This is a genomic window from Cellvibrio sp. BR, from assembly GCF_000263355.1.
Taxonomy (GTDB): Bacteria; Pseudomonadota; Gammaproteobacteria; order Pseudomonadales; family Cellvibrionaceae; genus Cellvibrio.
In genome coordinates, this window is record NZ_JH668202.1 from 280,697 (window position 1) to 307,636 (window position 26,940).

21 protein-coding genes and 1 tRNA gene are annotated in these 26,940 nt (G+C 49.3%); 12 read left to right on the top strand and 10 right to left on the bottom strand.

Annotated elements, in window-relative coordinates; translation table 11 throughout:
* Positions 1–108: 108 nt before the first annotated feature.
* The 10 genes from O59_RS11515 to O59_RS21050 form a co-directional block, all read right to left on the bottom strand.
* Positions 109–642: a hypothetical protein gene (locus O59_RS11515; RefSeq protein WP_007642852.1), complete on the bottom strand. Its 534-nt coding sequence runs from the start codon at positions 640–642 to the stop codon at positions 109–111.
* 313 nt (positions 643–955) lie between these two features.
* Positions 956–1,165 carry an AlpA family transcriptional regulator gene (locus tag O59_RS11520; RefSeq protein ID WP_040392265.1) on the bottom strand — a complete coding sequence of 70 codons (210 nt, stop codon included), beginning with the start codon at positions 1,163–1,165 and terminating at the stop codon, positions 956–958.
* Between the two features lie 247 nt (positions 1,166–1,412).
* A tRNA-Ala gene (locus tag O59_RS11525) sits at positions 1,413–1,488 on the bottom strand.
* A 112-nt stretch (positions 1,489–1,600) separates the two neighbouring features.
* Positions 1,601–3,115 (bottom strand): glutamate--tRNA ligase, encoded by a 1,515-nt coding sequence (gene gltX / locus O59_RS11530; protein WP_007642855.1) that lies wholly within the window; start codon positions 3,113–3,115, stop codon positions 1,601–1,603.
* A 72-nt stretch (positions 3,116–3,187) separates the two neighbouring features.
* The gene (locus tag O59_RS11535; RefSeq protein ID WP_007642856.1) at positions 3,188–5,311 is read right to left on the bottom strand and encodes a hypothetical protein; all 2,124 of its coding nucleotides are present in this window, start codon (positions 5,309–5,311) and stop codon (positions 3,188–3,190) included.
* Positions 5,312–5,411: 100 nt separating this feature from the next.
* Positions 5,412–5,660: a hypothetical protein gene (locus O59_RS11540; RefSeq protein WP_007642858.1), complete on the bottom strand. Its 249-nt coding sequence runs from the start codon at positions 5,658–5,660 to the stop codon at positions 5,412–5,414.
* Between the two features lie 97 nt (positions 5,661–5,757).
* Positions 5,758–6,180: a VOC family protein gene (locus tag O59_RS11545; protein WP_007642860.1), complete on the bottom strand. Its 423-nt coding sequence runs from the start codon at positions 6,178–6,180 to the stop codon at positions 5,758–5,760.
* 166 nt (positions 6,181–6,346) lie between these two features.
* Positions 6,347–9,163: a di-heme oxidoredictase family protein gene (locus tag O59_RS11550; RefSeq protein ID WP_157152560.1), complete on the bottom strand. Its 2,817-nt coding sequence runs from the start codon at positions 9,161–9,163 to the stop codon at positions 6,347–6,349.
* Positions 9,164–9,521: 358 nt separating this feature from the next.
* Complete coding sequence (locus O59_RS11555) at positions 9,522–10,796, bottom strand: MHYT domain-containing protein (protein WP_050977054.1); 1,275 nt, start codon at positions 10,794–10,796, stop codon at positions 9,522–9,524.
* A gap of 75 nt (positions 10,797–10,871) precedes the next feature.
* Positions 10,872–12,551 carry a cell wall metabolism sensor histidine kinase WalK gene (locus tag O59_RS21050; protein WP_007642866.1) on the bottom strand — a complete coding sequence of 560 codons (1,680 nt, stop codon included), beginning with the start codon at positions 12,549–12,551 and terminating at the stop codon, positions 10,872–10,874.
* A gap of 261 nt (positions 12,552–12,812) precedes the next feature.
* Here O59_RS21050 and O59_RS11570 point away from each other — a divergent pair, with 261 nt between their 5' ends.
* The 12 genes from O59_RS11570 (at position 12,813) to O59_RS11625 (ending at position 26,929) form a co-directional block, all read left to right on the top strand.
* Entirely contained in the window at positions 12,813–13,142 is a 330-nt protein-coding gene (locus O59_RS11570) for a metalloregulator ArsR/SmtB family transcription factor (protein WP_007642869.1), read from the top strand.
* Between the two features lie 25 nt (positions 13,143–13,167).
* The gene (locus O59_RS11575) at positions 13,168–13,698 is read left to right on the top strand and encodes a rhodanese-like domain-containing protein (RefSeq protein WP_040392267.1); all 531 of its coding nucleotides are present in this window, start codon (positions 13,168–13,170) and stop codon (positions 13,696–13,698) included.
* On the top strand, positions 13,699–14,523 hold the full coding sequence (locus tag O59_RS11580) for a sulfite exporter TauE/SafE family protein (RefSeq protein WP_007642874.1): 825 nt from the start codon (positions 13,699–13,701) through the stop codon (positions 14,521–14,523).
* The gene (locus O59_RS11585) at positions 14,520–15,215 is read left to right on the top strand and encodes an MBL fold metallo-hydrolase (protein ID WP_007642876.1); all 696 of its coding nucleotides are present in this window, start codon (positions 14,520–14,522) and stop codon (positions 15,213–15,215) included. The genes O59_RS11580 and O59_RS11585 overlap by 4 nt, the downstream gene beginning before the upstream one ends.
* A 23-nt stretch (positions 15,216–15,238) precedes the next feature.
* A complete protein-coding gene (locus O59_RS11590; RefSeq protein ID WP_040392269.1) occupies positions 15,239–16,276 on the top strand; it encodes an efflux RND transporter periplasmic adaptor subunit in 1,038 nt (345 codons plus the stop codon).
* A 3-nt stretch (positions 16,277–16,279) separates the two neighbouring features.
* Positions 16,280–19,516 carry an efflux RND transporter permease subunit gene (locus O59_RS11595; RefSeq protein ID WP_007642891.1) on the top strand — a complete coding sequence of 1,079 codons (3,237 nt, stop codon included), beginning with the start codon at positions 16,280–16,282 and terminating at the stop codon, positions 19,514–19,516.
* A 176-nt stretch (positions 19,517–19,692) separates the two neighbouring features.
* On the top strand, positions 19,693–20,088 hold the full coding sequence (locus O59_RS11600; protein WP_007642892.1) for a DUF6165 family protein: 396 nt from the start codon (positions 19,693–19,695) through the stop codon (positions 20,086–20,088).
* 38 nt (positions 20,089–20,126) lie between these two features.
* A complete protein-coding gene (gene waaC, locus O59_RS11605) occupies positions 20,127–21,158 on the top strand; it encodes a lipopolysaccharide heptosyltransferase I (protein WP_040392272.1) in 1,032 nt (343 codons plus the stop codon).
* Between the two features lie 37 nt (positions 21,159–21,195).
* On the top strand, positions 21,196–23,043 hold the full coding sequence (locus O59_RS11610) for a sulfatase-like hydrolase/transferase (RefSeq protein WP_007642894.1): 1,848 nt from the start codon (positions 21,196–21,198) through the stop codon (positions 23,041–23,043).
* A 29-nt stretch (positions 23,044–23,072) separates the two neighbouring features.
* A complete protein-coding gene (locus O59_RS11615; protein ID WP_007642895.1) occupies positions 23,073–23,918 on the top strand; it encodes a glycosyltransferase family 2 protein in 846 nt (281 codons plus the stop codon).
* On the top strand, positions 23,915–24,736 hold the full coding sequence (locus O59_RS11620; RefSeq protein ID WP_007642899.1) for a hypothetical protein: 822 nt from the start codon (positions 23,915–23,917) through the stop codon (positions 24,734–24,736). Before O59_RS11615 ends, O59_RS11620 begins: the two co-directional genes overlap by 4 nt.
* Before the next feature lie 27 nt (positions 24,737–24,763).
* A complete protein-coding gene (locus O59_RS11625) occupies positions 24,764–26,929 on the top strand; it encodes a lipopolysaccharide kinase InaA family protein (protein WP_007642900.1) in 2,166 nt (721 codons plus the stop codon).
* Positions 26,930–26,940 lie beyond the last annotated feature (11 nt).

A 26,940-nucleotide genomic window follows, 5' to 3' on the forward strand; every position in this document is an offset into this window, starting at 1 on the left:
ATCCCCATATTTAAGCGTGTAACTTTAAAAATTAATCACCGTAAACACTGATGCCGGCATCCAATAAAGACTTTTAAAGTAGATTTATGGCGTTTTACTAATTGAGTTTTAGAGCGTAGTCGAGCCACCAGGACTTGGTAAGGAAATCCAAGCTTGTGGCAAGATCGCTGGATTAGTGCAAGAAATTGTTGACATAGTACAGTGACAGACATGCCCCACTTGATCACTCGTAAGCGCTCTATCATGCAAAGCCATTTCAGTTTCTAAGTGTATTGCACCGTCAGGGCCGTACCACCCTACAAAAACAATATGAACACCCTCAGTGTGACGGTACTCATTTAACTGGTAATATTTTTTGGTATGCGCCACGTAATCAGCCCAGGCTGAAAAAATCAAGGGCGCGGAGGACTTTAAATCACCTTGAGCTTTAACAATTTGCATCGCAAGTTCAAACCCACCAACAGCGCGATATTTTGCTTTTGCTAAATATTTTTCACGATCTTTTCTGCCATCCTTTTCTTTTCTCGCGATGTTAAATACCAAGCCAGTGGTAAGCCTGCCTTGCAGCAACACAACACCATCCCATGTGGCGCCATACAAATAGGTATTGCTCAGAATTTTGTCTGTGCCGGGATGTAACATATCTCACCTCTTTTTTAAAATTCGTGAAAACGAATAAAACGCAAAAAGCAGATCAGATTAAATCCTATCTATCAAAAATATCATCTGCAACATAATGATTATATGTTGTTAATTTATAAGGGTTATTACTACCGATAGGCTTCTCAATTTTTTGATTTATTTTGGCATTTTATGTTGCTAGGCAAGCGCGGCGAGAGAACCTATAAATGTCGCACCAAAACATTTTAATACTCTCCAATAACTCGCAGCTCTGACCAAGCATATGCAACCTATATTCAATCCCGCTAAAGAGAACTATAAAGTCAGCAGAAAATTACATCGTTGGTGAGGTTTTTTTTGGAGACTGATTAATCCAACGCTCAACATCCGCCACAAGAAACAGCACTCTACGACTGCCAGCAAATTTTATGCTGGGAGGCAAGCCCACCCCTCCAGCAGAAAGCTTGTTATAGATTGTGCGCCGCGAAAGTCTTGATACATGAGCAAGCTCATCCACAGTAAGGTACAAATGATCATTTAACATTTTTATGCTCCTCCAATAGAATCAGGAGAGACATTTTGGAATATTCTGACAGCACAACATAAATATTGGCGTTCCATTTATGAGCCCCCCAAGCATCCAATCCAAAAAATTTATCCCGCAAACAACTAAATGGCGATCAGGCAAATTAGACTTGGCGATCTGCTAACCCATAGCTAACCCCAAATGCAAAAAGGCCGACTCTTTCGAGTCGGCCTTTTTGAAAATTCTTTGAAAATCAAAGAGTTATTGGTGGAGCTAAGCGGGATCGAACCGCTGACCTCAACACTGCCAGTGTTGCGCTCTCCCAGCTGAGCTATAGCCCCAGAATCGTTGACATCCTGTCTCTGAGTGGCGCGCATTTTATGCAGCCGGTTCCGGAGTGTCAAGCAAAAGTTTTGGGCTTGTACTTCGGTTTTTTATTGGGAAATCAAGCGGTTAACTATTAACCGCTGGCTCTTCTTGGGCTGTGCCTAACTTGTCGAAGATTTTCTCCAAGTCTTTCTGTTTGTTTTTACCGAAGCCACCCAAGGCGTTGATTGCGTGGCGGATGCGGGCGCGGCTCATGTCGGGGCCGATGATCTGCATGGAGTCCACTACCGAGAAGCTCGCGGTGGTGCCTGCGATGGCGACGAAGACCGGCGCGAGGGCGTCTTTGATCTTGATGCCCATTTGGTCGGCGAGCAGTTTGAGTTCGGCAAACAGGTTGTCGCGCTCCCAGGTGCGCAAGGCTTCCAAGCGCCAGAGGGCGAATTGCAGGTATTCTTTTTGCCTTTCGATATCCAGCTTATTGCCGGCGAAACTCGCTTCGCTCACGGGCATCATGCCGCTGACTAAAAAGCCGGCCAGTGGTGCGAAATCGCTCAACGTTGTCATGCGCGATTGGGCGTGTGGCAGTGCTTGCAGCAGGGTTTCTTGGTTGAGTGCCCAACCGTGCAAACGCTCGGCAAGTTGTTCGACGGTGAAGTTCTCGCGAATCCACAGGCTGCTGAGCCAGTTGAGTTTTTCCACATCAAAAATCGGGCCGCCTAATGACACACGCAGCAGGTCAAAGTGTTCCTGCATTTCGGCGAGGGTAAATTTCTCGCGCTCGTCCGGCATTGACCAGCCCATGCGACCGAGGTAGTTGAGCATGGCTTCCGGCAAATAGCCCATGCGCTTGTAATAGAGGATGCTGGTGGGGTTTTTGCGTTTGCTGAGTTTGGATTTATCCGGGTTGCGCAGCAGCGGCAAATGGCACAACACGGGCGCTTGCCAGCCGAAGTATTCGTAAAGCTTCAAATGCTTGGGTGCTGAGTTGATCCACTCTTCGCCGCGAATCACGTGGGTGATTTGCATCAGGTGATCATCCACCACGTTGGCGAGGTGATAGGTGGGCATGCCGTCGCCTTTGAGCAGCACTTGCATATCCACTTGCGACCATTCGATCTCGATCTTGCCGCGCAGCATATCGTCGATTTCACACACGCCCTCTTCCGGGATTTTCATGCGGATCACATAAGGCTCGCCCGCATCCAACTTGGCTTGTACTTCGGCGGGCGATAATTTCAAACCGCGGCCGTCGTACTTGGGCGTTTCACCACGTGCTTGTTGCTCGCGACGCATATCGTCCAACTCTTCAGCGGTGGCGAAGCAATAAAAGGCATGGCCTTTCTCGACCAGCTCGAACGCGTATTTGCCGTAGATATCCATCCGCTCGCTTTGGCGATAGGGGCCGTGCGGGCCGCCCACGTCCGGGCCTTCGTCCCACTCCAGACCCAACCAGCGCAGACTGTCCAGAATCGCTTGTTCGGATTCGGGGGTGCTGCGGGTTTGGTCGGTATCTTCAATGCGCAACAGGAATTTGCCACCGTGTTGACGGGCAAAACACAGGTTGAACAGGGCGATATAGGCGGTGCCTACGTGGGGGTCGCCAGTGGGCGATGGGGCAATACGGGTGCGGACTTCAGACATGAAACGGCCTTTTGTGCGAATCGATAAATTGGGAATTGGAAAAGGCGCGCATTATACGTGAATACAACCGTATCAGGGAGCAGTCACGGCCACCGGTTTGAGCGCATCAAGGAAATCCGTATCTTGCCAATAATGCGAAAAGTCGCTGTCTTTTAAAAAAGTCTGCGGATCTCGCCCCAAGGCTATTGCCCTGTTAATAATTTTTAACATTCGGTCCTTGACATGATTGCGGGCGTAGTAGCAGGCAACATTAAATAAAAAGGCACGATCAGTTTCCTTCTCCAAATCAAAATCCTGCTCCACGAATGTATTGATTGCCTTTTCTGTTAACACAGGGTTATTTGTATTTGACCCTGTATAGATGACTTGTGATGCAAACACTATAAGATTCTTGTGTTGCAATTCCTCCCGTTGATTGTAATTAATCAGCGAGTGTATTTTTTCGAAATAAAAATCCATCAACACAGTATTTTCATCTAATGCATTATTAATACTGAACTGATAACTCAACTGTGCGAAGTAATAACTCACCTGAGGGGCGAACTGCGATAACTCCCCTTTTTCAATTAACTCTTGGGTTTTCTCTAAAAAATCGTTGGGTTCAGACGTAAGTAATGAATCCTCATATGCAGCAAACAACTCAAGTTGACCATCACTTTGCGTTAGATGGGGGGACTTCGGCGTGTAGGCTTGCTCTTGATAATCGAAGTGAATCTTTTTCAAGGGAACTTGTGTGCTTGAATTTTGTAAGTACACCTTTAGTTCGGCCCCGTAAGGCTTTTCAACCATGTGCAAAGTTAACTGGCTAAGTCCCGGCATTTTCTCAAGTTTCTGGAATGCCTGCTCCATTTCAGCAGAATCAAATTCCAGCTTTACTGCCACCAGAGTATCTTCAGGATTATAAAACAATGCATCGCGACTGTTGATTACCAAACGGAAGCTGCGATCTTTAAAATCCACCCAATTGAAGGTCAATGATTTTGGCAATGCTTTTAAGATAGGACTTACGATATCGGCACGGCGCCCATAATCACCCATTATTGCGGAGGACGGGAGAGGCCGGCTTTTGCGAAACCAATAGTAAGCGGGAGCCAAATCGGTTTGTACAAACTTCAAATAACCCCAAATCGGATTATAGGAATACAGGCCGCTATAACTTAATTGCCACGCCGTCTGTGCAAATTGATTATGCGGGGTTTTCGCCCGCAACACATAAAGCCCGATGTCATTTTCATAATAGGGGAGCAAACTTCTTTCGTTAAGCTCTGCCAGGTTCTTTCGACGGTAATTCACCGCCATAAATTTTAATCCCGTTGGATCAGCCGAATCCGGATCTAACCAGTTTATGTCGTGGCTTCGCCCCGAGCTATATTGCTCGTCGCTTAAAACCGAAAACTTTAAAACTTGGTCTTTGATTTTCAGTTCCATATGGCTATAACCAACTTCATAGCCAAACTCTCTAGTTCGGTGATTGCTTACAAATATTGCACCTAAAATGTTTTCGAGCAAAGTATTTGCAATGCTATATGGCCGGTGATAGGCAATTTTTTCGTAACCTGTGATTGCTGCATAACGAGGCAAGGATGACTGCGATTTGATAAATGCAAATAACGGCGGTTTTTTATTATAGTTCTCGAAGCGATTGCCGTTGATTTCGGTTTCACCCTGATGAATATTATATTCACGTCGAATGTTGTGAGACATATAAACCAGATCAGTAATTTTCTCGCGCTGGTTTGAGATATCTAATAAATTTACCTTCCCGTTTTGATAGAGATAGGCCGAGCCTTGGTCATTCTTGTCTAGAAATTCCACTATCTCAGCATCGTTAAATGCATCCAGCAATTGCTGCTCGGAATAACCGGAAGCATCAATCTTTTCTCCGTAGTTTTTTTGCTGTTTGTCTCTGGTAAAAACCCAATCTATAAACCCTTCTTCCTCCAATATCAGTCCAGATGAATATAAATCGCTGGTACTGAAATGGTCTATCACCTCTCCAGCGGCATTGATCTTCCATAGGTCATGATTACTCTGCGCAATAAACAGGGATTGGTTATTAATTTGGTAAAGCGCATCGATAGGACCGTCAATCAATTTGACGATCTCATAATCCTGTGATGTCGACTCGCTTGCCGAAAGCCGGGGATATTCTTCTGCAGGATCTGCCAATACTGAATTGATTAAAAAGCCCAACATACATACCGCTCCCCATTTATAAATTGATCTCATTTTTTACACCCGACCTTAGGTAATCCATTGATGGGGCGCATTATAGGGGACTGTACGGGGCTTCGGGTTAACAAAGTTTCAAATTGCTGTTGAAACCAAGCAGAGGCAAATGTTTAAGGCGATGGTACTGCAAGGCGAGACTGATGCAGTGTTTTAGCTGTTTAACGGGAACGAGTTCAAGGCGGGCAAAGATGATCGCCCTATTCCCTTCATAGCAAAATAAATTACCGTAAAGTGCTTCAAAGGTTTCGGCGAGTGTGGTTTTGCAATTGAAATAGAGTGCGTAGTGTTCGGGCGCGCGCGGTTTCCAATCCATGCGAATGGCGCTGCCTTGTTTGGCGATGTAACTCGGCTCGCTACATTATTGATCATGCGTGCAAATATTTATCGCGGAAAATCACACCTGCAAAAAATTAATTACCCGCGAGTATTTCTGCAAGCGCCTCACCCCAAAACGCGGCTTCAATTTTGTGGCCTTCGGGGTCGCGCACGAAACAGCCGTAATAGGGTTCACCGTACAGCGGGCGCGGGCCGGGTGGGCCATCGCAAGTGGCGCCTGCGGCGATGGCTGCATCGTAAAAATCGTGCACTTGTTGTTTGGTTTGGGCGATAAACCCCATATGGAAGCCGTTGCCGACGGTGGCGGGTTTGCCGTCGTGTGGCAGTTGCACCCAAAACTCGGGGTAGAGTCGCCCATAAGCGACAGCGCCGGGGTGCTCCATAATCACCTGAATGCCGAGTGATGGCAGCACTGCATCGTAAAACGCGCGTGCGCTTTCGTAATCGTTAGTGCCTATGGATAGATGCGAAATGATGCTGGGGTTCTCAGTACTCATGATCTCTCTCCGTGATTTAGGGTGAAAACAACTTACCACCTCAGCCTAGCAAAACATGAGTGACAGAAATCACCGATAGCGGCGGATAAATGTAACAAAGCTAATCAGACAGATAAAAAAGCCCCGGCAAGCCGGGGCACAAGGGAGAAAATCACTAGCAGAAAATTTACAGCGATTGCAGGAAGCGCAGCAGATCCTGTTTTTGGCTGGCGGATAAGGCCGAATAATTGTTTTTGGCGTTTTGACCTTCACCGCCGTGCCAGAGGATGGCCTCTTCAATCGTGCGGGCGCGGCCGTCGTGCAAGTAGCTGGCTTTAGGTACGCAAACTTCGTTGCCATCCACCCCAAAAGGTACACCGCCCGGTTGACCAGTCACACCGCCGGTGACGCAGGCAGAAACACCCAAGCCCCAGAGTGGCGCGGTACGCCATTCGGCGCCGCTGGCTTGGCCTTCGCCCAAATTGTCGGCAAGGCCGGGGCCCATGTCGTGCAACAGCATGTCGGTATAGGGGCGAATGGTTTGCGAGCGCAGTTCCGCGAAGGGGTGGTATTGGCTGGTGGTCATGCTCTCCACATGGCAGCCAGCGCAGCCGATATTGTTAAACACGGTGCGACCATTGATGACCTGCGCGTTGTTGTAGTCGCGCTGTGGGCGAACCCCGAGCAAGGCAACGTATTTGACCAAATTATCCAAATGTTGGTTGGCCAGTTCCGAACCACTCGGGCCACAATTGGTTTGGCTGCTGCCGCAATCGGGGTTCGGCAATACGCTGGTCATCACCCCCATGTCGGTATTAAACGCCGATGCCACTTGATGCTTCACGCTGGTAGTGCCGGCTTTGTAACCAAAGCGACCCAAACGGGTTTGCCCGGTGACCGGATCGGCAATGCGCTGGGCGCGACCAGAAATACCATCACCATTGGCGTCGTTAATATCTTCACGGGCGAGAATGGTGGATTCGGGAATCGCCTCCAGCAGGCCGATACCCACTAACTGCGGCGCCAAACGGGCGGAGAAAGTCTCGGGGCGCAAGCCGGTGAACTGGTAGTTGGGTGAACGCAAACCGCCTGACTCAGTCCAGAAGGCGATGGACGGAGTGCCTTCGCTGGTCGCACCGCCATTGGCTTGCGGTTGTAAAACACGGCCCATTTGTGGATGCGGATTACCCTGCGCATTGCCGACTTTAAATACCCAGCGATCCAGCGCCTCACCTACCGCCGCCACGGGTGCGCGGCCATTGCGTTCATGGCAGTGCGAGCAGCGATCACTCACATAACGGGTGCCGGATTTACCCACCATCTCACTGAAAACACCGTTTTCCGGGTTCTCGTCGTGACCACCGTTAATAAAGGAGGTGTGATGTACGCGACGACCGAGCACAAACGCCTGACCATTCACCGCACTCAGGTTGGTTGCCATCTGCTGGAAGTGGCCGTCGGGTTCGGCGGTCATTTGTACGTGCAGGCTGGTATCGCCACCCAAACGGGCATTGACCGGCATGGGCATGGAATCGCGCTGCTTATAAACACCGCCCACAAACGGAACCTTGTCGGTCACATCCCAGGGCACTATGCCCTGCCCGACTATGTACAAATAGGTGGTGCCGTAATAGTTGTCGCGGCCGCGAATCACGCTGTTTTTGTCGAGGAATTGGCTGAGTTCAAATTCCAAACGGTCGCCAATTTGAATGGGGCGATTCTCGCGGCAGTTCCAGCTGGCTTCCTTCCAGTAGTTAAAGTCGTTAATGCGGTTCATCACCCCGTTGCCGCAGTATTCGGCGAGGGTATTCATGCCGATGTAGAACCAGCGGTTCTCCGCTTGCAGGTCATCCAAACGGCCTTGGGTGACTACGTTCATGCGCACTGTGGTACCGCCTTTGGCGACGTAATCCACAATCTCAATAGCTGCCGTGCGCTGCTCCCAATAAAAGGTGAGGTAGTGATCGTAGGCTTGGAAATGGTTTTCCTTGGCATGGCGATCGCGCGCGCGGTCGGCAATACGGGTGACCAGTGCGTCACCGCGATCAAACTTGATCACCGGTTCCAGCGCCGTGGTGTTGTTATACAGCGGCACTATATTGCCCAGTGGTGCACTGCTGGCTACCGAACTGGAACTGGGCGGGGCGACAGAACTGCTGCTGGGGCGTGATGAACTGGGCGCGACACTGGAGGGAACAGAACTGCTTGAACGCGATGAACTGGGTAGGCTGGAAGACCCGGCGCCCAGGGTGTAATTCTTCCACTCGGTATCCTGCCCCGCACCATTTTTGATAATGGTGAAGTTGGCGCGCACTACAGCGCCCGCCGACAAGCCGCCGATGTCGTATGTCCATACACCGTTGGCGAGGTTCATCCGCACGTTTTGCTGGGCGCCGCCGTTGACGGTGTAATGGATATCCACCACATCGCCGCCGGTAACCGTCGCGCGCATGGTGGTGCTATTCAGGGTGGTCACGCAGCCAAGCGCGCAACTGCCGGATGAGCTGTGCGCGGCAGATGAACTGGATGAAGCGACCGGCACGGCGCCAAACACATCCATCTCAAAAATCGAGTAGCCCCAGTTATTGCCAGCGCTGCGGGTGATGGCGTTCATCCGCACGTAGCGATAGCTGCCCGCAAGCAGCACAGTGTCGGTACGGTTGCCGAAAGTGCCGCCGGTACGCAGGGCCAGTTGCGTCCAGGTAGAGTTGTTATTGGAGCCGAGAATTTCATAGCGCTCGGCATTGGCGGCCTCCCACAAAATCACCACCTGCGACAGGTTGTAGACCTGGCCTAAATCCAGAGTGAGCGAGCTGGGTGATACACCGTGATTGGATTCCCAGCGCGTGGTGCCGATGTTGTCGATGGCATAGCTGGCCGGTTGCAGGCTGGTGCTGCCAGTGGCCGATACGGGGTTGATATTGATGGTTTGCGCTATGGCGGAGACGCTGCTGAGCGCGACTAGCGCCAATAGCATCCGCCGACCGAATTGCATAATTCGCATCTGATGTTTCCTCGTTGTCTGTCGTTATTGTTAGATAGCGGCTGGCAGGCCCGAAACGGCGTGGAGTTGCCAGTCGGAAAGGAGTTTACGAGGGGTAAAAGTGGCTGTCGTCCCACTCTGATGGGTTTAAAAAGTGAACAGCGGAAGGTGTTTTAATCTGCAAAGGGAGAGAAAAGTCGAACCTCTGGCTGCCGCTCAACAGCGGCCACAAGCAAAACCTTCAATAGATACCGGCACTTGAAGCCCTTGTGCCACAAGGGTTTGGATAAAAATGGGACGTATGACTAAACCATCGCCAGGCGAACCTGGCGCACCAATAAACCTGCGAAAAATAAATCTGCACACAACGCGAAGCCGGTCACATCAGCTCCAGCTGCAACTCACCACCCGCCTCCATCGATAGTTTGCGGATACGCTGGGCAGCGCGGATCAGGTTTCGGCTATTGGTGCCGGATGCCGGGTACTCACTGTAACCAAAACCCCAATTACAAATAGTTGGCTGGCCATTGATGGTGACAGTGGCACTGAAACGCCTGGATACACGTTGTAACAATGTCTGGATCATCTGCCGGTTGTTGGAGGGCAGAATCGCCATGTAACTGTTGCCACTGTAACGGGCGATAAGTTCAGCAGTGGGCAGTTGCGCTTGTAACTCGGCCACTACGTATTGGGTAAGTGCCTGGGCATAGGGTTCACCGTAACGCTGCCACAACTCGCGATAATCGGTCAGCTCAAAATAGACCAACATGAATGGCGCGGGTGTGGTGTCAGCAGTGGTTACTGTGAGTTTTTCCAATACCTTGGCCTCCAAAAAAGAGCGGTTAGCCAAACCGGTGATGGAATCATAAAAGGCGGTTTGACGCGCCGCCTCGTTGCGCGTGCGCTCCTCCTGGCGGGCGCGCTCCATGGCGCGGAAATCGGTGTAGGCGGAGTAAATCGCCAACAGCAACAAAATACTCGCCGCAATCGCCGTGGGAACGCCCATCCAATCGCCGCGCAGCAAATTATCCGGGTGTGACGTTGCACCTTCGGGATAAGTCGCCGCCGCCATGCCGGTGTAGTGCATACCGCAGATTGCCGCACCCATCACCAGCGCTGCCACCACTTTGGTCAGCAGGGCATACTGCGGGGGAACATCGCGCACCTTGCGGCAAATCACCAGCGCTGCGCCGGAAGCGACAACCGCAATCACTCCCGAAAGGATCACCAACAAGGTGTTGTATTCAATACCGGGGTGCATTTGCATGGCGTACATGCCGCCATAATGCATAGCAAAAATACCCGCGCCCATAATCAAGGCGCTGGAGGCGATAGTTTTTAGGGAGACCTTGGAAAGGGTAATAACATAAAGAGCGAGGGCCGAGGCCAGCACGGCGGGAATCCAGGAGAGCAGGGTTAAAGTCGCACTGAACGTCATGTGCATATGCATCGGCATGGTGTAAGCACTCATGCCCACAAAATGCATAGACCAAATACCGCTACCCAAACACAGAGCCCCCATGCCCAACCAGAAACGGCGCGAACCACCGCTCAAGCTGAATACCCGGGTACCAAAATAAATAGCGGTGTAAGAGGCGATGACCGCCACACAGTAGGAGGCGAAGACTAAAACCACGTTATAAGAACCAGCCATGATCATTACCTGTTGTAATAGATAGGTTGTTCTACGCGCCAAAGAAACTCGCGGATCAACCCCGCCCGGCAAGCTTTACATTTCTTTCAGGGGAGTTGATGGAGGCAATGCAGCTACCCCGCCCAACGCGCGGGGCAAGGTGACATAAAAGCAGGTGCCTTCGCCCGGCTCGCTGACAAAATGAATACTGCCCTGCTGCCGTTCAATCAGGTCTTTGGTGATGGCCAAGCCCAAGCCGGTGCCCCCTTTATTGCGCTTGCTGGAGGTATCGGCCTGACTAAAAGGTTCAAAAATATGGGCTTTGAAATCCTCCGGTATACCCAGCCCCTGATCGCGCACTGAAATACACAGGTGCGCATCATCGGTCAGCCTCACCGCCAGGGTGACGCTGGCGCCGGACGGTGAAAACTTGGCGGCATTGGACATTAAATTACCCAGTGCCTGAATGAGCCGGTTCTCATCCCCCAACACCGCCTCCTGTTCTGCCACGCCTTCACTAATAAAATAGCTAACGCCAAACTGATGGGCATAAGCGCTCAACTCATCCTTTAAACGCATCAGCAAAGGCATGATTTTGACGGGGACTATGCTAAAGCTCATATGCCCTGTGGCGATTTTCTGCATATCCAGAATGTCATTAATCAACAGCAGTAAACGGTCAGTATTAGTGCTGGCGATATTCACTACCGACTGCATTTTCTCCGGCAGTTCACCCAGCGCGTTGGATTTCAACAACCCCAATGAACCGCGAATAGAGGTAAGCGGTGTACGCAATTCGTGACTGACCGTGGCCACAAACTCACTTTTCATAGTTTCCGCACGGCGGCGCTCGGTAATATCCTCCAGCGTGGTAATGGCAAAACGGGTATTGCCGCGCCAATCCACACCGGGTTTACCCCATATCTGCAAACTGGTGCGGCGGCCATCAACCACCAGATCCACATCGTCAACCATCGCCGGCTCCCCCTTGAGCGCGCGGATTGGCGGCAGTTCGTCCAGGGGATAAGGCGTATCGGTGCCCGCGCGATAAAAATGCCCCAAGTGGTTCAGCACTATGCGCTCTGAGTAGTTCAAGCTACTGGAGTAACCCAAGATGTCGCGCGCGCGACTATTGGCAAAAGACACCTGCGCATCGCTATCCAGCACCAGCATAGCGGTGGGCATGTCCTCCACCCACTGCTGAAAACGATGCTCCGTTTCGCGCACCAGTGAATGGTGATAAAGAACAATTGAGCGCACCACCACCGCAATACACAGCGCCGTTCCCACAACCATATTTACCCAGGCAGCCGGGTGAGCGTTGTAGCGATTTAGGTCGGCCCGTGGCTCCAACAGCCCTGTCGCAAACGCAAGCATGAATAACAGCAGCACCAACAACACGGCGATACCCATCACAATACCGTGGCGCAGGGAATAGACCGCACCACTCACCACCGCGCCCATCATCAACCACCAGAGCCCGGCAGAGGCCAAACCAAAATTGAATACCCCGCTCACCCCTACCATCCAAAACACTCCGATCAACAGAGGAGCTTTATAGCGAATGGGTAAGCGCTGGCGATAAAACGCAATCAACACCACCGCCGTGGCAAGCCCAAGGTGCACCCCGTAGAGCGGTAACCAGCCAGTAAATTTGATACGAAATAACGACAGGGGGATCAGAATGAGAGTCAACCAAGCGAGGTGGCGCCAAATTTGATCAAGGAACTCATGGCGCAAGCGCCCAAGCCCATGAATTTTTTTCCACCGCTCCACAGCTACCCCACTTTTGTTCAAGCCCAGTTTTGTACTCTCAGCCTAGCCCAGAATGGCGCAGTTGCGCTGTCATCAAAAACAACATTTCTCTTTTTTGATCCAGCACAAGCCAAACCCATGTGTTGGTCGATTGCGTTATCCCAAGGCCGCGACTCAACCGCCTTAAGCAAAATCAGGAAACAAAATTAAAAATAACTAAATTAGATATTGCTAATTTAATAAATACTAATAAACTATTTTCATGACAACCGAGGATCTTCCATGAACGCCCCCCAGATCAACCTGAGCCGCCTTTCCGATATGCAAAGCCACGCCCAAGCGGCAGCGGGCCTGCTCAAGGCGCTGGCCAATGAAAACCGCTTGATGATTATGTGCACATTGATTGGCGGTGAAATGTCTGTCGGCGAATTAAACGAAAGGGTGCCGTTGAGCCAATCTGCCCTCTCGCAACATTTAGCCAGTTTGCGCGAAGCCGGATTGGTCAGCACACGCAAAGAAGCGCAGACCGTTTACTACCGGCTGGAGGGCAACGAAGCGACACAAGTTATCGCCGTGCTGCAATCCATTTACTGCCCTACTGATCCATCTTGATTCATTACAGCCACGAGGTATGACCATGAGCCACCAACGTATTCACCCGGTTGATTTAATGGCCAACAAAACTGTCGACATGTGCATTTTGGATGTGCGCACCGCCGCCGAGGTAAAAGCGGCAGGCCTGCCCGACTGCCTGCATATTCCCCTGCATGATTTAACCCCCGAACGCCTGCAAGCCGAGATCGCCAAAAGCGGTAAAGATGGCAAGGTCGTTTATCTGCTGTGCCAGGGCGGCAAACGCGCCGAAATGGCGGCGGATCAGTTAAAAGGCAAGCTCGACGCCGAACTGGTGGTTATTGAAGGCGGCATGAATGCGGTCAAACAATCCAATATTCCGCTGGCCGCACAGGGGAAAAAAGTGATTCCACTGGAGCGCCAGGTGCGTATCGCCGCCGGTTTATTAGTGATCACCGGCGCGGTATTGGGCACTTGGTTTAACCCGGCGTTTTATGGTTTGTCGGCGTTTGTCGGCGCGGGGCTGGTCTTTGCCGGTGTGACCGATATTTGTCCGATGGGTATGTTGATCGCCAAAGCGCCCTGGAACAAATAAATGCTGCTATTCATCGGGCTATTAATTGGCTTGATTCTTGGTCTCACCGGCGCAGGTGGTTCGGTGTTTGCCGTGCCACTTCTGCTATTACTCGGCGATATGTCCATGGCCGATGCCACGGGTATTTCATTGGGTGCAGTTGCCGTCACGACCATTTATGCCAGTTTGCGCAATAGATTTTCGCGTAGCACACCGAGTGTACTGTGGAAGCCTGGTTTGATTTTGGCAATTAGCGGCGCACTAACCGCACCAATGGGTAAATGGCTGGGCCTGCAGCTCAGTGAGCTATGGTTAATTAGCGGCTTCAGCTTACTCGCTGCCATTATTGCGCTGCGCATGTGGATAAATGCGCAAAAAAATCCACAGGCGGCATTGGTCGTTCGCGCTGGCAATTTTGCCAACACACCCAGCCCGGATCACCTGTGCAATCTCAATCCCACCGGCCAATTTGAATTGCGCCCACGCTGTGTGAGTGGTTTGCTGATCGGCGGTTTAGTGGTTGGGGTTTTATCGGGTCTGTTTGGTGTGGGCGGCGGGTTTTTAATTGTGCCGCTGCTGCTGGCACTGAGTGCGGTGAGCATGGCGCAAGCGGTGAGTACATCGCTGTTAATTATTGCGCTGATCAGCAGCTCAGGTTTTATCAGCCACTTGGTGATGAGTGAAGCACAACATTGGGACTGGTTGATACTCGTCGCTGCGGGCGGCGTGATTGGCATGATCATCGGCCAAACCATCAGCCATAAAATTGCCAATGTATTACTGCAAAAAATATTTGCGCTGAGTTTGTTGATTGTGGCAACTATTACACTTGTGAGGCACCTATGATTTTTCGCCAATTATTTGAACGAGAGTCCAGCACTTATACCTATCTCATCGCCTGCGAAACAACCCGCAAGGCGGCGTTAATAGATACAGTAAAAGAAGAGCTGCCCAAATATGTGCAACTGCTGCAGGAATTGGATTTAACCCTGGTTTATGCACTGGACACCCATACCCACGCCGATCACATTACCGCCGCCGGCGCCCTGCGCGATTTAACCGACTGCACCACCCTGCTCGGCGAAGAGGCGCACTCGGCCTGTGTTTCCCACGCCTTGCGCGACGGCGAAAAAATTGCAGTGGGCGAATTAACCCTCACTGCGCTGCACACCCCCGGCCATACTGACGACTCCTACACCTATCATTTAATCGATGGCAGCGAGCAGTATTTATTTACCGGCGACACACTGTTAATTCGCGGCACTGGCCGCACCGATTTTCAAAACGGCGATGCGCGCGCTCAATATGACAGCATTTTTCAAACACTTTTAAACCTGCCCGACAACACCTGGGTTTACCCCGGCCACGACTACAAAGGCTGGACACGCAGCACCATCGGCGAAGAAAAAGCGCACAACCCGCGCCTGCAAGTCAAAGACGTTGCGGCTTATGTGGACCTCATGAACAACCTGCAATTACCTAATCCTAAATTAATGGACATAGCCGTACCGGCAAATCGCGCCTGCGGTAAAAACTAATACGGATTTTTTAAGGAGTCACTATGAATAGCACACGTATGAGTTTCGCATTAATACTTGCACTAACTGGTGTTATCTTTTTATCCGCCTGCAGCAAAGATTCGCCCGCCCCTGCCGCGCCGAAAAAAATACCAGAACTCGCCAGCATTCAGCTGCAACTACAAACGACTGCACAGGAAGTGAAATACGATGGTGTAATTGAAGCGATCAACCAAGCCACTGTGTCGGCCCAAACCTCTGGCCGCATTGTGGAAATTCCCGTGGATGTGGGCGACTATGTTGTCAAAGGCGATTTGATTATTCGTTTTACCGACACCGAACAACAAGCGCGGGCCGCCAGCGCCAAAGCACAATTTACCGAAGCCCAGGCGCAATACACGCGCATGCAGGAAATGCTCGCAAAAAAATTAATCGCCAAAGCTGATTTTGATAAAAGTGAAGCAGTCTTTAAATCGGCTGAAGCCAATTTACGCGAAGCCGAACAAAACCTTGCATACACCGCCATCTATGCCCCCTATGCAGGCATAGTCGTCAGCCGCGCCGTCAATGTGGGTGAAACGGTTGTTCCGGGTAAAGCACTGATGACCGGTTTATCGCTGGAGCAATTGCGCGCGCAGGTGGATATTCCGCAGCAACACATAGGCCCAGTGCGCAAATATAAAAAAGCGCGTATTTATTTGGCAGACGGCAAAATTCTGGAAACTAGCGCCCTGCGTATTCCCCCCAGTGCTGATCCACAAACCCACTCGTTTAAAGTATTGGTGAATCTACCCGAAGGTGATCATCAACTATTCCCCGGCACTTTTGTGAAAATTGGATTTGTCACTGGCGAGCAAGAACAGTTATTAATTCCGGCGAGCGCCATTAGCAAACGCGGCGAAGTGAGCGGCGTTTATGTGATAAAAGAAAAAGGGCTGGAATTTCGTCAACTCAACTTGGGATCGCTTACCAGTAATAAAGACTACCCCATCCTCGCTGGTGCAAACGCTGGTGAAACAATTGCTGCTGATCCAATCGCTGCTGCGAATGCTTATAAAAATCTGCACACTGCGGAGCAATAAGCTATGGAACCCAAAAGCACTCAGCAATCGCTCGGCGTTTCCGGTCGCATCGCACGCGCATTCTTAACCACGGAAATTACCCCGCTACTGGCACTCACCGGATTGCTACTCGGTATTTTTGCGGTACTGGTAACACCGCGCGAAGAAGAGCCACAAATTAATGTGACCTTTGCCAATGTGTTTATCCCCTTCCCTGGCGCAACACCGGAAGAAGTGGAAGCGCTGGTGACCAATCCCGCCGAGCAAATCGTTTCAGAAATTGAAGGCGTCGAACATATTTATTCCAATTCTTCACTCGGCATGGCGAGCCTCACCGTACGTTTTGAAGTCGGCCAGCCGCGCACCGATGCAATAGTGCGTTTATACAATGCGTTTTATGCCAACAGCGATTGGCTGCCGCGCAATCTCGGTGTAGGCCAACCGCTCATTAAACCCAAAGGGATTGATGATGTACCCATAGTCGCACTGACCTTATGGAGCCAAAATGATGCAACTACCAATAGTGATTTATTGAGTGTTGCACGCGAATTACAAACACAATTGCAGCGTGTACCTGGCACGCGCGATATCGATATTCTCGGCGGCTCCGATAAAGTCGTGCGGGTATTATTTGACCCGGAGCGTATGGCCGCGTTTGGTTTAGCGCTGGATGATTTACGCCATGCGCTCGGCGCCGCTAACACATCCCACGCCGCTGGTTCATTGGTAAGCGATAACCGCGAAATGCTGGTGCAAGCCGGGGATTTTTTATTAACGCCAGAAGAAGTAGCAGATCTAGTGGTGGGTGTTTACCAAGACGCTCCCGTATTTTTGCGCGATGTTGCACAAGTGAGTTTAGGTGCTGATCAACCCACGCAATATGTCACTCATGGTTTTGGTTCTGCATCGACCACCACAGATGGAAAAAATAGCGGTCGTTATCCCGCCATTACCTTATCCATCGCCAAAAAGCCGGGCGAAAATGCTGTGGATGTAGCCGGGCAAGCCATTGAACGGGTCGAGCAATTACGCGGTGTGAGTGTGCCGGATGCAATCAATGTGAATGTAACGCGCAACTACGGCGCGACGGCAGAAGACAAAGCGCAAACGCTGATTAAAAAATTAATTTTCGCCACTCTTTCAGTCATTATTCTTGTGCTGATTGCCTTGGGAAAACGCGAGGCTGTTGTTGTAGGTGCAGCAGTCATAGTTACACTCGCGATCACACTATTTGCCTCATGGGCATGGGGCTTTACGCTCAACCGCGTATCACTGTTTGCGTTAATTTTTTCCATCGGTATTTTGGTGGATGACGCGATTGTGGTGGTGGAAAATATTCATCGCCATATGAGCCAGGGGAAATTATCGCTCAATGAAGCCATTCCACTTGCAGTCGATGAAGTGGGCGGCCCGACTATTTTGGCCACCTTTACCGTGATTGCCGCGCTGCTACCCATGGCATTTGTGACGGGATTAATGGGCCCTTACATGTTACCCATTCCGATTAATGCGTCGACCGGCATGCTAATTTCCCTTGCCGTCGCCTTTATGTTTACGCCCTGGTTATATCGCCGTTTATTTGCGCATGTTGATCACGGCAGTGTTAATACCAGTGCGAATGCACATGAACCCCACGGCAACAAATTCCTGCCATTTTTTATACGTATTATGAGCCCGCTATTAAAACGCGAGGCCGGGAAAAAAGCGCGCCTGTGGTTGCTGGGTGGGATTCTCGCATTAATTGCGGCATCGATTGGTTTAGTGGTCGTGCAAGCCGTGATGTTAAAAATGCTGCCCTTTGATAACAAAAGTGAATTCCAGATTGTGGTGGATATGCCTGAAGGCACACCGTTGGAAAATACCCAGAAAGTGTTACAAGCACTCGCCGATAAATTGGAAACCATTCCCGAAGTCACTGACTATCAATTGTATGCGGGCACCTCGGCGCCAATTAATTTTAATGGTTTGGTGCGGCAAAATTATTTGCGCCGCGCGCCACATATGGGTGAGATTCAAGTTAACTTGGTGGACAAACATTTACGCCACCGCAAAAGCCACGATATTGCCCTCGCTGCGCGCGAATTAATTGCGGATGTTGGCAAAACCATGAACGCGAACATTAAAGTGGTTGAAGTCCCGCCAGGCCCGCCCGTGTTATCGCCACTGGTGGCGGAAGTCTACGGCATGAATTATCAACGCCAGCTCGATGTCGCCAAGCAGGTGCGTGCCGCATTTGAAGCAACACCCGATGTTGTCGATGTGGACGATACTATTGAAGCACCGCAAACCCGTTGGTTAATTGCGGTGGATCGCGCCCGCGCCGCGCGTTTGGGTGTGGATCAAACCAGCATCGCCAATGCCATCAACACTGCACTCGCGGGTGAAGATGCTTCTTACCTACACACTGCTAATGCAAAAGTTGCCCTGCCCATTCGGCTCGAATTGCCTGCAGGTGAGAAAGACAGTCTCGAACGCGTGTTGGCAATAAAAATCCGTGCGCGCGACGGCAATTTAATCGCACTTAGCGAGGTCACTCAGGTCATCGAAAGCCAACGCCAACAAACCATTCACCACAAAGATTTGTTGCCGGTGGTTTATGTACTGGGCGATGTCGCCGGTGAAACCGACAGCCCACTCTACGGTTTAGCCGCGATTTATAAACGCATCGAAGAGACACCAGTAGATGAGCAAGTTATCGACCAATTTTTAAATTCACAGCCAGACAATCCGGTCAATTGGAGCCTGAAATGGGACGGCGAGCTGCAGGTGACGCTGGATACTTTTCGCGATATGGGCATCGCCTACTCCGTCGGTCTGGTCATGATTTATTTGCTGGTGGTGGGCATGTTCAAAAGTTACTCAGTGCCGCTGATCATCATGGCACCAATTCCGCTCACCATTATCGGCATCATGCCCGGCCACGCCCTGCTCGGCCAACAATTCACTGCACCCAGTATGATCGGCATGATTGCGCTGGCCGGGATTATCGTGCGCAACTCAATCCTGCTGGTGGACTTTATCCAGCAAGAGGTACGCAGCGGTAAATCGCTGGAGGACGCGACCATCAGTGCCGCTGCTGTACGCGCCCTGCCCATTGGCCTGACCGCGCTGGCAGCCATGATGGGCGGCTTCTTTATAGTGGATGACCCGATTTTTGGCGGTTTGGCGGTATCGCTGATTTTCGGTTTACTGGTATCGACTGTGCTGACCCTGGTGGTAATTCCGGTGGTTTATTACGCGTATCACTACCAAAAGAACTAACGCCCCTCCCGAATGCCCTAATCCCCCTCCCTGCCTCTCCCTTTCTTAAAAGAAAGGAGGAACTAAACCCCTTCCCTTATTAAAAGAAGGGCTGGGGAGGGATTTGTTCATTCGCCACAGCCGCCGTGATTTGCTAGAATCCCCGCCACAAAAAATTACCCTCAGAGAACGCAACCATGCTGATTGAAGCCCCTATTTCCCTTGGCGAACTAATCGACAAAATCACCATTCTGGAAATCAAAGCCGTGAACATCGGCGATGCCACCAAACTGAAAAATGTGACTCATGAGTTGAACATTCTTAACGCCAAGGTGAACCAACTGCTCGATGCAGCTGGCCAAGCCAAACTGGCACCGCTCAAACAAGCACTGAAAGATATCAATCAGGAACTCTGGGTAATTGAAGACGATATTCGCGATTGTGAATATGCAAAAGACTTCAGTGATAAATTTATCCAACTCGCCCGCGCTGTTTATGTCACCAACGATAAACGCGCCAAGGTAAAAAAAGATATTAATCTCGCCTTTGGTTCGGAATTAATCGAAGAAAAATCCTACAAAGACTATCAATAAATCGCCCTGGTTTTAATTATTGAATGAAGAATTCGCCCATGCGCATACTGCTCGTCAAAATGTCCTCCATGGGCGATATCTTCCACACCTTCCCTGCGATCAGCGACATTAACAAACAGTTCCCCAACGCCGAAATTGATTGGGTGGTGGAAGACAGTTTTAAAGAAATTGTGGAATGGCATCCGCAGGTACGCAAGGCTATTCCCATTCATTTACGCCGCTGGGTTAAACAGCGCGACAAACAAAGCTGGCAGGAATTTAAAGCCTGGCGCAAAACCTTGCGCAGCGAAAATTACGACTATGTCATCGACGCACAGGGTTTATTAAAAAGTGCAGTCATCGCCAAATGTGCCCTGGGAAAAGGTATTGATGGCTACGATAAAGATTCGGCGCGCGAGCCCATCACCCACTGGTTTTATAAACGAACTCATGTAGTCGATAAAAACCAACACGCGGTAGAGCGAACTCGCCAATTGGTTGGCAAGGCATTAGGTTATACGCCCGAGTTACAATTAAACTTTGGCATTAACCAAAATTTTACGCACATTCAAAAGAATCCGCGTAAATTGATTTTTATTATCGGCACCAGTTGGGTTACTAAACTTTGGGCCACCAGTGAATGGCAAGCGCTGACACAAATCGCCATTGATGCAGGTTTTTCGGTGGAAATTATTTGGGGTAGCAGCGATGAGCAGGCGATCGCCGATGAAATTATTAACGCCTGTCCAAAAGCCACACGCCCACCTCAACGCTTGTCGATTACGACTATCGCAGAAAAGTTAGTGGAGGCTGCCGGCGTAATTGGTCTGGATACGGGGTTTTCACATTTAGCGGGCGCACTGGAAACCCCCACCATCGCACTCTACGGGGCAACATCGCCAACGAAGGTGGGCTTAATCGGCGACCACACACACAATCTGCAATTAAGCGAAGCTCTGGACTGCATGCCTTGCCATAAACGCCAATGTAAATGGCTGCCGGAAAATAGCCGCAATACCCCCGCATGTATGGCGGGAATAAACGCTGGGCAAGTCTGGCTAGCACTGCAAAAAAAATTACCGCCTTGTTAATTCTGCACTAATTAATTCTGCATTAAGAGAACACACCATGTATTTGTCTCACCCTGAGGGCACTGCAACTTATCGAAACTCCCGTCGCTGGCTAGCAGCATTCGCCATACTGAATGCACTGGTTATGACCGGCATCACCCTGACCCATAGCCAATGGCCCGATTCCCTGAGCAGCCAACTTTACCTTGTGCTGGGTATGCTACTTCAATTTTCAGTGCTTTCTTTTTTAGTTGTCCTGCTTACCATCGCGCTCGCTTATGTTCTGCGTTCGCAAAAATATTATGCTGCATTTGCAATGACACTATTTACCATTGCACAGTTAATTATCATCACCAATGTAAAGGTGTTTAGCCTTTATCATTTCCATTTAAACGGAATGGTGTTGAATTTACTGTTCAGCGGTGCACTGCTGGAAAATATCGCTTTCTCCTGGTCCATGTGGTTATCGGTAGGTGCACTACTATTGGGCCTCATTTTTGGACAAACACTGCTACTGCTACTGAGCCGTAAACTTTCACAGTTTCATCAGTTTACCAATCGTCACCATGTTGGTTTTTTTCTAACAAGTTATATTGTGCTGCAATTACTGAGTGGCTGCGCGGATGCGTTTGGCTGGAATCAGATTACGGCACAAAACCGATATATCCCCTGGATGCCAACAACGACCATGCGCTCATCCTTGGAAAAAATGGGTTTTGAAGTTGTGCAAAGTACGGAAGGCCACAATCTGCCCGACACCGCAGACGGATTGCAATATCCACGCAACCCTCTGCAGTGCAATACGCAAAAGCCCTTGAATATTCTTATGCTGGTGGTGGACTCACTGCGCGCTGATCAACTCACTGCCGAGGTAATGCCAAACAGTTTCAAATTGCGTAATCAAGCGCAAGTATTTGATAACCATTACAGCACGAGCAATGCAACCCGCTACGGGCTGTTCAGTATGATGTACGGCATTTCCGGGAGCTATTGGAAGCCCATTCTGGCAGCAGAAAAAGGCAGCGCATTATTCGACCTGACCACTGAAAATGGTTATCAGCATTTTATTTATGGCAGTAGTACGCTCACATTCCCCGAATTTGATCGCACTATTTTTTCATCGCTACGCAATCAGTTACAGCAGGGAAATGGTAAATCCAGTGCGGAGAATGATCTGGATATTACCCAGCGATTCATCACGGATTTACAACAACTACCATCCGACAAACCCTTTTTTGGCTTTTTATTTTTTGATGCGCCGCATGGTTTTTCTATTCCTGAAAACTATCCACATCGTATTGAGCCAATGCTTGAGCAAGTAAACTACCTGGAACTGAATAACGATTATGACCCCGTTCCCTTCCTGAATCTGTATAAAACAACGGCGCATTATGTTGATAGCCTGATTCAAAACATCATGGAAGAACTTGCACGAACACAACGCCTGGACAATACCTTGGTCATTATCACCAGTGACCACGGTCAGGAATTTAATGAAATGGGCAAGAACTACTGGGGCCATAACAGTAACTTTAGCCTGTGGCAAACCAAGGTTCCGTTGATGCTACTCTGGCCAGGGCGCGAACCCATGGCTACGAATACGCTAAGCTCTCATGAAGACCTGATACCGACGCTGCTAACGGAAGCTTTTGGCTGTGCAAATCCAACCACTGACTACTCAACAGGTTATTCATTGTTTAACTTACCCGGCAATGATCGTGGATTATTAATGGAGTCATGGACAGATAGAGCAATACTGTATGATGGCCACCTGTTCCTGATTAATCCGCTGGGTGGAATAGATGCGGTTGATCAAAATTATGACTCGATCGATGATCGGGAATTACCGCCGGAAGTATTAGCAGGTACGATTGAACACATGTCGCGCTTTCTGAAAGTTAAATAGGCGCATACATCAAAGCACCGGAACATCCAATGAAACCGAAAAAAATTGGCGTAGTCATAACCACCTACAATCAACCCAAATGGCTTAAAAATGTACTGTTTGGCTATGAAGCCCAACGTCACAGTGATTTCACGGTAATTATTGCCGATGATGGATCAGGGCAACCTACGCGTGATGTTATCGAGTTTTTTAAAGCGCGTGGCAAATTGCGTATCGAGCATGTGTGGCATGAAGACAAAGGTTTTCAAAAATGCCAAATACTCAATAAAGCCATAGCACAAACCGAATGTGATTATTTAATTTTCACCGATGGCGATTGCATACCCGAACCAGACTTTATCAGCCTGCATGAATCGCTGGCGCAACCGGGTTATTTTTTATCAGGTGGCTACGTCAAACTCACCACCCCCGTCTCGGAAAAAATTAGCGAAGCAGACATTGCGAGCGGCGTCATTTTTAATCTCGACTGGCTCAAAACCGCAGGTCAACCCAGCAGTCATAAACTATGGAAACTGATAAAAAATAAAACCCTGAAAGCCATTCTCAATGCCATCACTCCAACCAAAGCCACCTGGAATGGCATGAACAGCTCCACGTGGACCGCCGATATAAAAGCCTGCAATGGTTTTAATGAAGATATGCAGTACGGCGGACTGGATCGCGAACTGGGTGAACGCTTGTACAACCATGGCCTCAAAGGCAAACAAGTGCGTTACAGCGTGAACTGTCTACACCTGGATCACCCACGCGCTTACGACAATCCCGAAACCTGGAAAAAAAATTATGCGATCCGTAATGAGGTAAAACGTACGGGGCGGTTTTGGGCGGAGAACGGCATAGTGAAAACAGCGGTAACGGAGAACAGCACAAAATGAAGCTCAAGGAACTGCCAGGTTCACTCTGGACAGCGTGGAAACTCAAACGTTTGCCCAAAAAACAGCTGGTCAGCCCACAACAGCCTAGAATACCGGTAATTGTTTCATTAACGTCAATTCCTTCACGCCTTGATACTCTTCATCTCGTTATCCGCAGTCTTTTAGCCCAGACCCATCTGGCCGAAAAAATTCTGCTGTGGCTGCACAAGGATTTGGAATCAAAAATTCCATCCAGTTTAACTATGCTTGTCAGCGATATTTTTGAAATTCACTATGTGGATATGACTTGCTCGCATCGCAAATTAGTCCACAGTTTGACGCTGTATCCCGAAAAAATTATTGTCACCTGCGATGATGACCTGATGTACAACCCCAGTTGGCTGCAGCGACTCTATAAGGATCACTTAATCTACCCTGATCGAATTATTGCGCATGAATGCAGAATGATCGCCTATAACAATCAGGGTGCACTATTAAATTATGATCAATGGAAAACACAGATAGAGCCAGGTGTAAGCTCGCCCTGGATGATGCCTATTGGTTATGGCGGAGTGCTCTACCCACCCGGAGTATTACACCCCGATGTTACACGTGCAGATCTCTATTTGGCTTTGGCACCACGCGCCGATGATCTTTGGTTTAAAGCCATGTCATATTTAAACGGCACTATTACACAGCGATCACAACAACCAGGGCAAAAACCTACCCCCATTGCTGGCTCGCAAAAAGTATCACTCAAACACACCAATGTGCGCGAAAATGGTAACTATGAACAATGGCAAGCCATTTGCGATCACTATCAAATTCAAGGCCGATAATTTCAGCCAATACCAAAATAAAATTTTATGACAGAACCTATTGGCAGTTACCAAAGCGAACTAACAACCGCATTTCAGTCACCCGAGGTAATTGCACAGCTCAGCAATATTTCTGCACTCTTAAATAATCCACTGACACAACGTCTCTCCAATGGCCCGGATTATGTTGTAAAAACCCAGCTATTCGTTAATAAACAACCCATCGACATCACTATCAAAGTATTCAAACGCCAAAACTGGCTTAAGGACTGGCATGATTGGCGCAAGGGCTCCAAGGCAAAACGCTCCTATGATGCAGCGCGTTTTTTGCAAAGCAATGGAATAAATACACCTGCCCCCATTGCTTGGCTTGAGCGCTGGGATGGCAAGCGTTTGCTTGAAAGTTATTATGTTTGTTTATTCGAACCAGGCATTAGTTTCCGCGATGCCCTTTCCGATATTTATTACAACCAACGCAATAACGCACCATTGATGGATTTACTCCATGTAGTAGCACCCGCTATTCGCGCTATGCACGATGCTGGGTTTATGCACGGTGATATGGGGAATCAGAATATTTTGTTGCCTCGCAGTGAGTGCGACGCATGGCTTCAGCCACAGTTTATTGATTTGAATAGAGCTAAATATTCAAATACACCGCTAACACTTCAACAACGCGCATTTGATTTAGCCCGTATCGCCCTACCCGGCGCTTACCTGAAAATATTTAAAACCATTTATAACAATCATCAGGATTTCCCTGCTGATTTTGATAAGTTGGAACAAAAAGCACGGGATCGTTTTTGGAACCACCGCCGCAGCGGAAAATGGCGACACCCTATTCGTCATTGGAAAAGTAAAAAACTACCCAAGAGCAAACCCATTTATCCACCCGTGCAAGACATTTGGTTATGGGATGAAAAGTCCGCGCAGCCCATGATTGTGCCCGGCCGAAAAGAAAAACATGCCTATCGCAACTGGCGCTATATGTTATCCATGATGTGGCAAGGTTTGTGCGCCGCACCAAGCATATATAAGCGATATCAAAAATTATTAGCACAAAGCTATAACGTACCAGTTGATATGAAAGGGCGAATTGGTATCGCCCTGCATCCGCACCCTGACTATATAGAGACAGAACTTGCACTGCTTGAGCAAATGGGTAATCCACCAGTGCTACTTCGCTTTTGTCACCACGAAACCACTATCGAATGGAACCGCACCATTGCCTTAGTGAAACAACTGCACGGCAAAGGTGTTGAGGTTATGCTCGCGGTATTACAAGACCGACAAGCATTATTGCAGCCAGATTCATGGAAAGCATTTTTAACGCTAATTGTTGAAAGTGTTGGCGATAAGGTTGCGCATATTGAAATTACCCATGCAAGTAATCGTGTGAAATGGGGCATTTGGAGCAGTGATGAATATCAACAATTAATGGAACCCGCACTGGAACTACAGCAGCGTTTTCCACACATTCACCTTGTAGGGCCAGCGTGTATCGATTTTGAATATTTACCGGTTATTGCTGCACTAGGCACTCATCCGAAAGGTCAACCACTGGCAGCACTTTCACATTTACTTTATGTTGATAGACGCGGCGCACCCGAAAGTACACAGGGACATAAATTTTCAACGCTGGAAAAATCAGCACTACTCAAGGCCTTGGCACAATGGTCGGACCGCTGCGCAGATAAAATAATCGTGTCGGAAGTAAACTGGCCGGTAAAACATACTGGAATTTGGTCGCCGATTGGCTGCCCCTATGAAACGCCCAAATGGCGGCGCGAACAACCGGGGGAGAATGATGATGACTACGCAAATTACATGCTACGTTATTATTTAATTACTCTATGCTCTGGACACGTTGAACAAGTGTTTTGGTGGAGACTTTCTGCGCACGGCTACGGGTTGGTTGATGATCGCGACAATTTCACTCCTCGCCCGGCATTTCACGCACTAGTACAACTTTTGAAACTTATTGGTAACGCAACTTTCACTAGAAAGTTAACGACCCCCAATAATATATATGCACTTGAATTTGATGCTGACGACAAAAAAATTGTTGTGGCTTGGACATCTGACAACACTACAACAAAGATCCCGAGCAGCATTGACTATGAAAAAATATTGGATCGCAATGGTAAGCCATTAACAACGGCTACCATTTCTGCCGCACCAATTTATTTATGCAAAAACCTAAAACATCCGTGATGGATAGCAAT

What these genes read in the sequence shown, in the direction of transcription:
- O59_RS11540 (WP_007642858.1), bottom strand. Translation starts at nt 5,660, where the DNA reads ATGGATTGGAAACCGCGCGCGCCCGAACACTACGCACTCTATTTCAAT.
- O59_RS11520 (WP_040392265.1), bottom strand. Translation starts at nt 1,165, where the DNA reads ATGTTAAATGATCATTTGTACCTTACTGTGGATGAGCTTGCTCATGTA.
- O59_RS11625 (WP_007642900.1), top strand. Translation starts at nt 24,764, where the DNA reads ATGACAGAACCTATTGGCAGTTACCAAAGCGAACTAACAACCGCATTT.
- O59_RS11550 (WP_157152560.1), bottom strand. Translation starts at nt 9,163, where the DNA reads ATGCGAATTATGCAATTCGGTCGGCGGATGCTATTGGCGCTAGTCGCG.
- O59_RS11555 (WP_050977054.1), bottom strand. Translation starts at nt 10,796, where the DNA reads ATGGCTGGTTCTTATAACGTGGTTTTAGTCTTCGCCTCCTACTGTGTG.
- O59_RS11595 (WP_007642891.1), top strand. Translation starts at nt 16,280, where the DNA reads ATGGAACCCAAAAGCACTCAGCAATCGCTCGGCGTTTCCGGTCGCATC.
- O59_RS11615 (WP_007642895.1), top strand. Translation starts at nt 23,073, where the DNA reads ATGAAACCGAAAAAAATTGGCGTAGTCATAACCACCTACAATCAACCC.
- O59_RS11570 (WP_007642869.1), top strand. Translation starts at nt 12,813, where the DNA reads ATGAACGCCCCCCAGATCAACCTGAGCCGCCTTTCCGATATGCAAAGC.
- O59_RS11585 (WP_007642876.1), top strand. Translation starts at nt 14,520, where the DNA reads ATGATTTTTCGCCAATTATTTGAACGAGAGTCCAGCACTTATACCTAT.
- waaC (WP_040392272.1), top strand. Translation starts at nt 20,127, where the DNA reads ATGCGCATACTGCTCGTCAAAATGTCCTCCATGGGCGATATCTTCCAC.
- O59_RS11600 (WP_007642892.1), top strand. Translation starts at nt 19,693, where the DNA reads ATGCTGATTGAAGCCCCTATTTCCCTTGGCGAACTAATCGACAAAATC.
- O59_RS11535 (WP_007642856.1), bottom strand. Translation starts at nt 5,311, where the DNA reads ATGTTGGGCTTTTTAATCAATTCAGTATTGGCAGATCCTGCAGAAGAA.
- O59_RS11575 (WP_040392267.1), top strand. Translation starts at nt 13,168, where the DNA reads ATGAGCCACCAACGTATTCACCCGGTTGATTTAATGGCCAACAAAACT.
- O59_RS11620 (WP_007642899.1), top strand. Translation starts at nt 23,915, where the DNA reads ATGAAGCTCAAGGAACTGCCAGGTTCACTCTGGACAGCGTGGAAACTC.
- O59_RS11580 (WP_007642874.1), top strand. Translation starts at nt 13,699, where the DNA reads ATGCTGCTATTCATCGGGCTATTAATTGGCTTGATTCTTGGTCTCACC.
- O59_RS11515 (WP_007642852.1), bottom strand. Translation starts at nt 642, where the DNA reads ATGTTACATCCCGGCACAGACAAAATTCTGAGCAATACCTATTTGTAT.
- O59_RS11545 (WP_007642860.1), bottom strand. Translation starts at nt 6,180, where the DNA reads ATGAGTACTGAGAACCCCAGCATCATTTCGCATCTATCCATAGGCACT.
- O59_RS11610 (WP_007642894.1), top strand. Translation starts at nt 21,196, where the DNA reads ATGTATTTGTCTCACCCTGAGGGCACTGCAACTTATCGAAACTCCCGT.
- O59_RS11590 (WP_040392269.1), top strand. Translation starts at nt 15,239, where the DNA reads ATGAATAGCACACGTATGAGTTTCGCATTAATACTTGCACTAACTGGT.
- gltX (WP_007642855.1), bottom strand. Translation starts at nt 3,115, where the DNA reads ATGTCTGAAGTCCGCACCCGTATTGCCCCATCGCCCACTGGCGACCCC.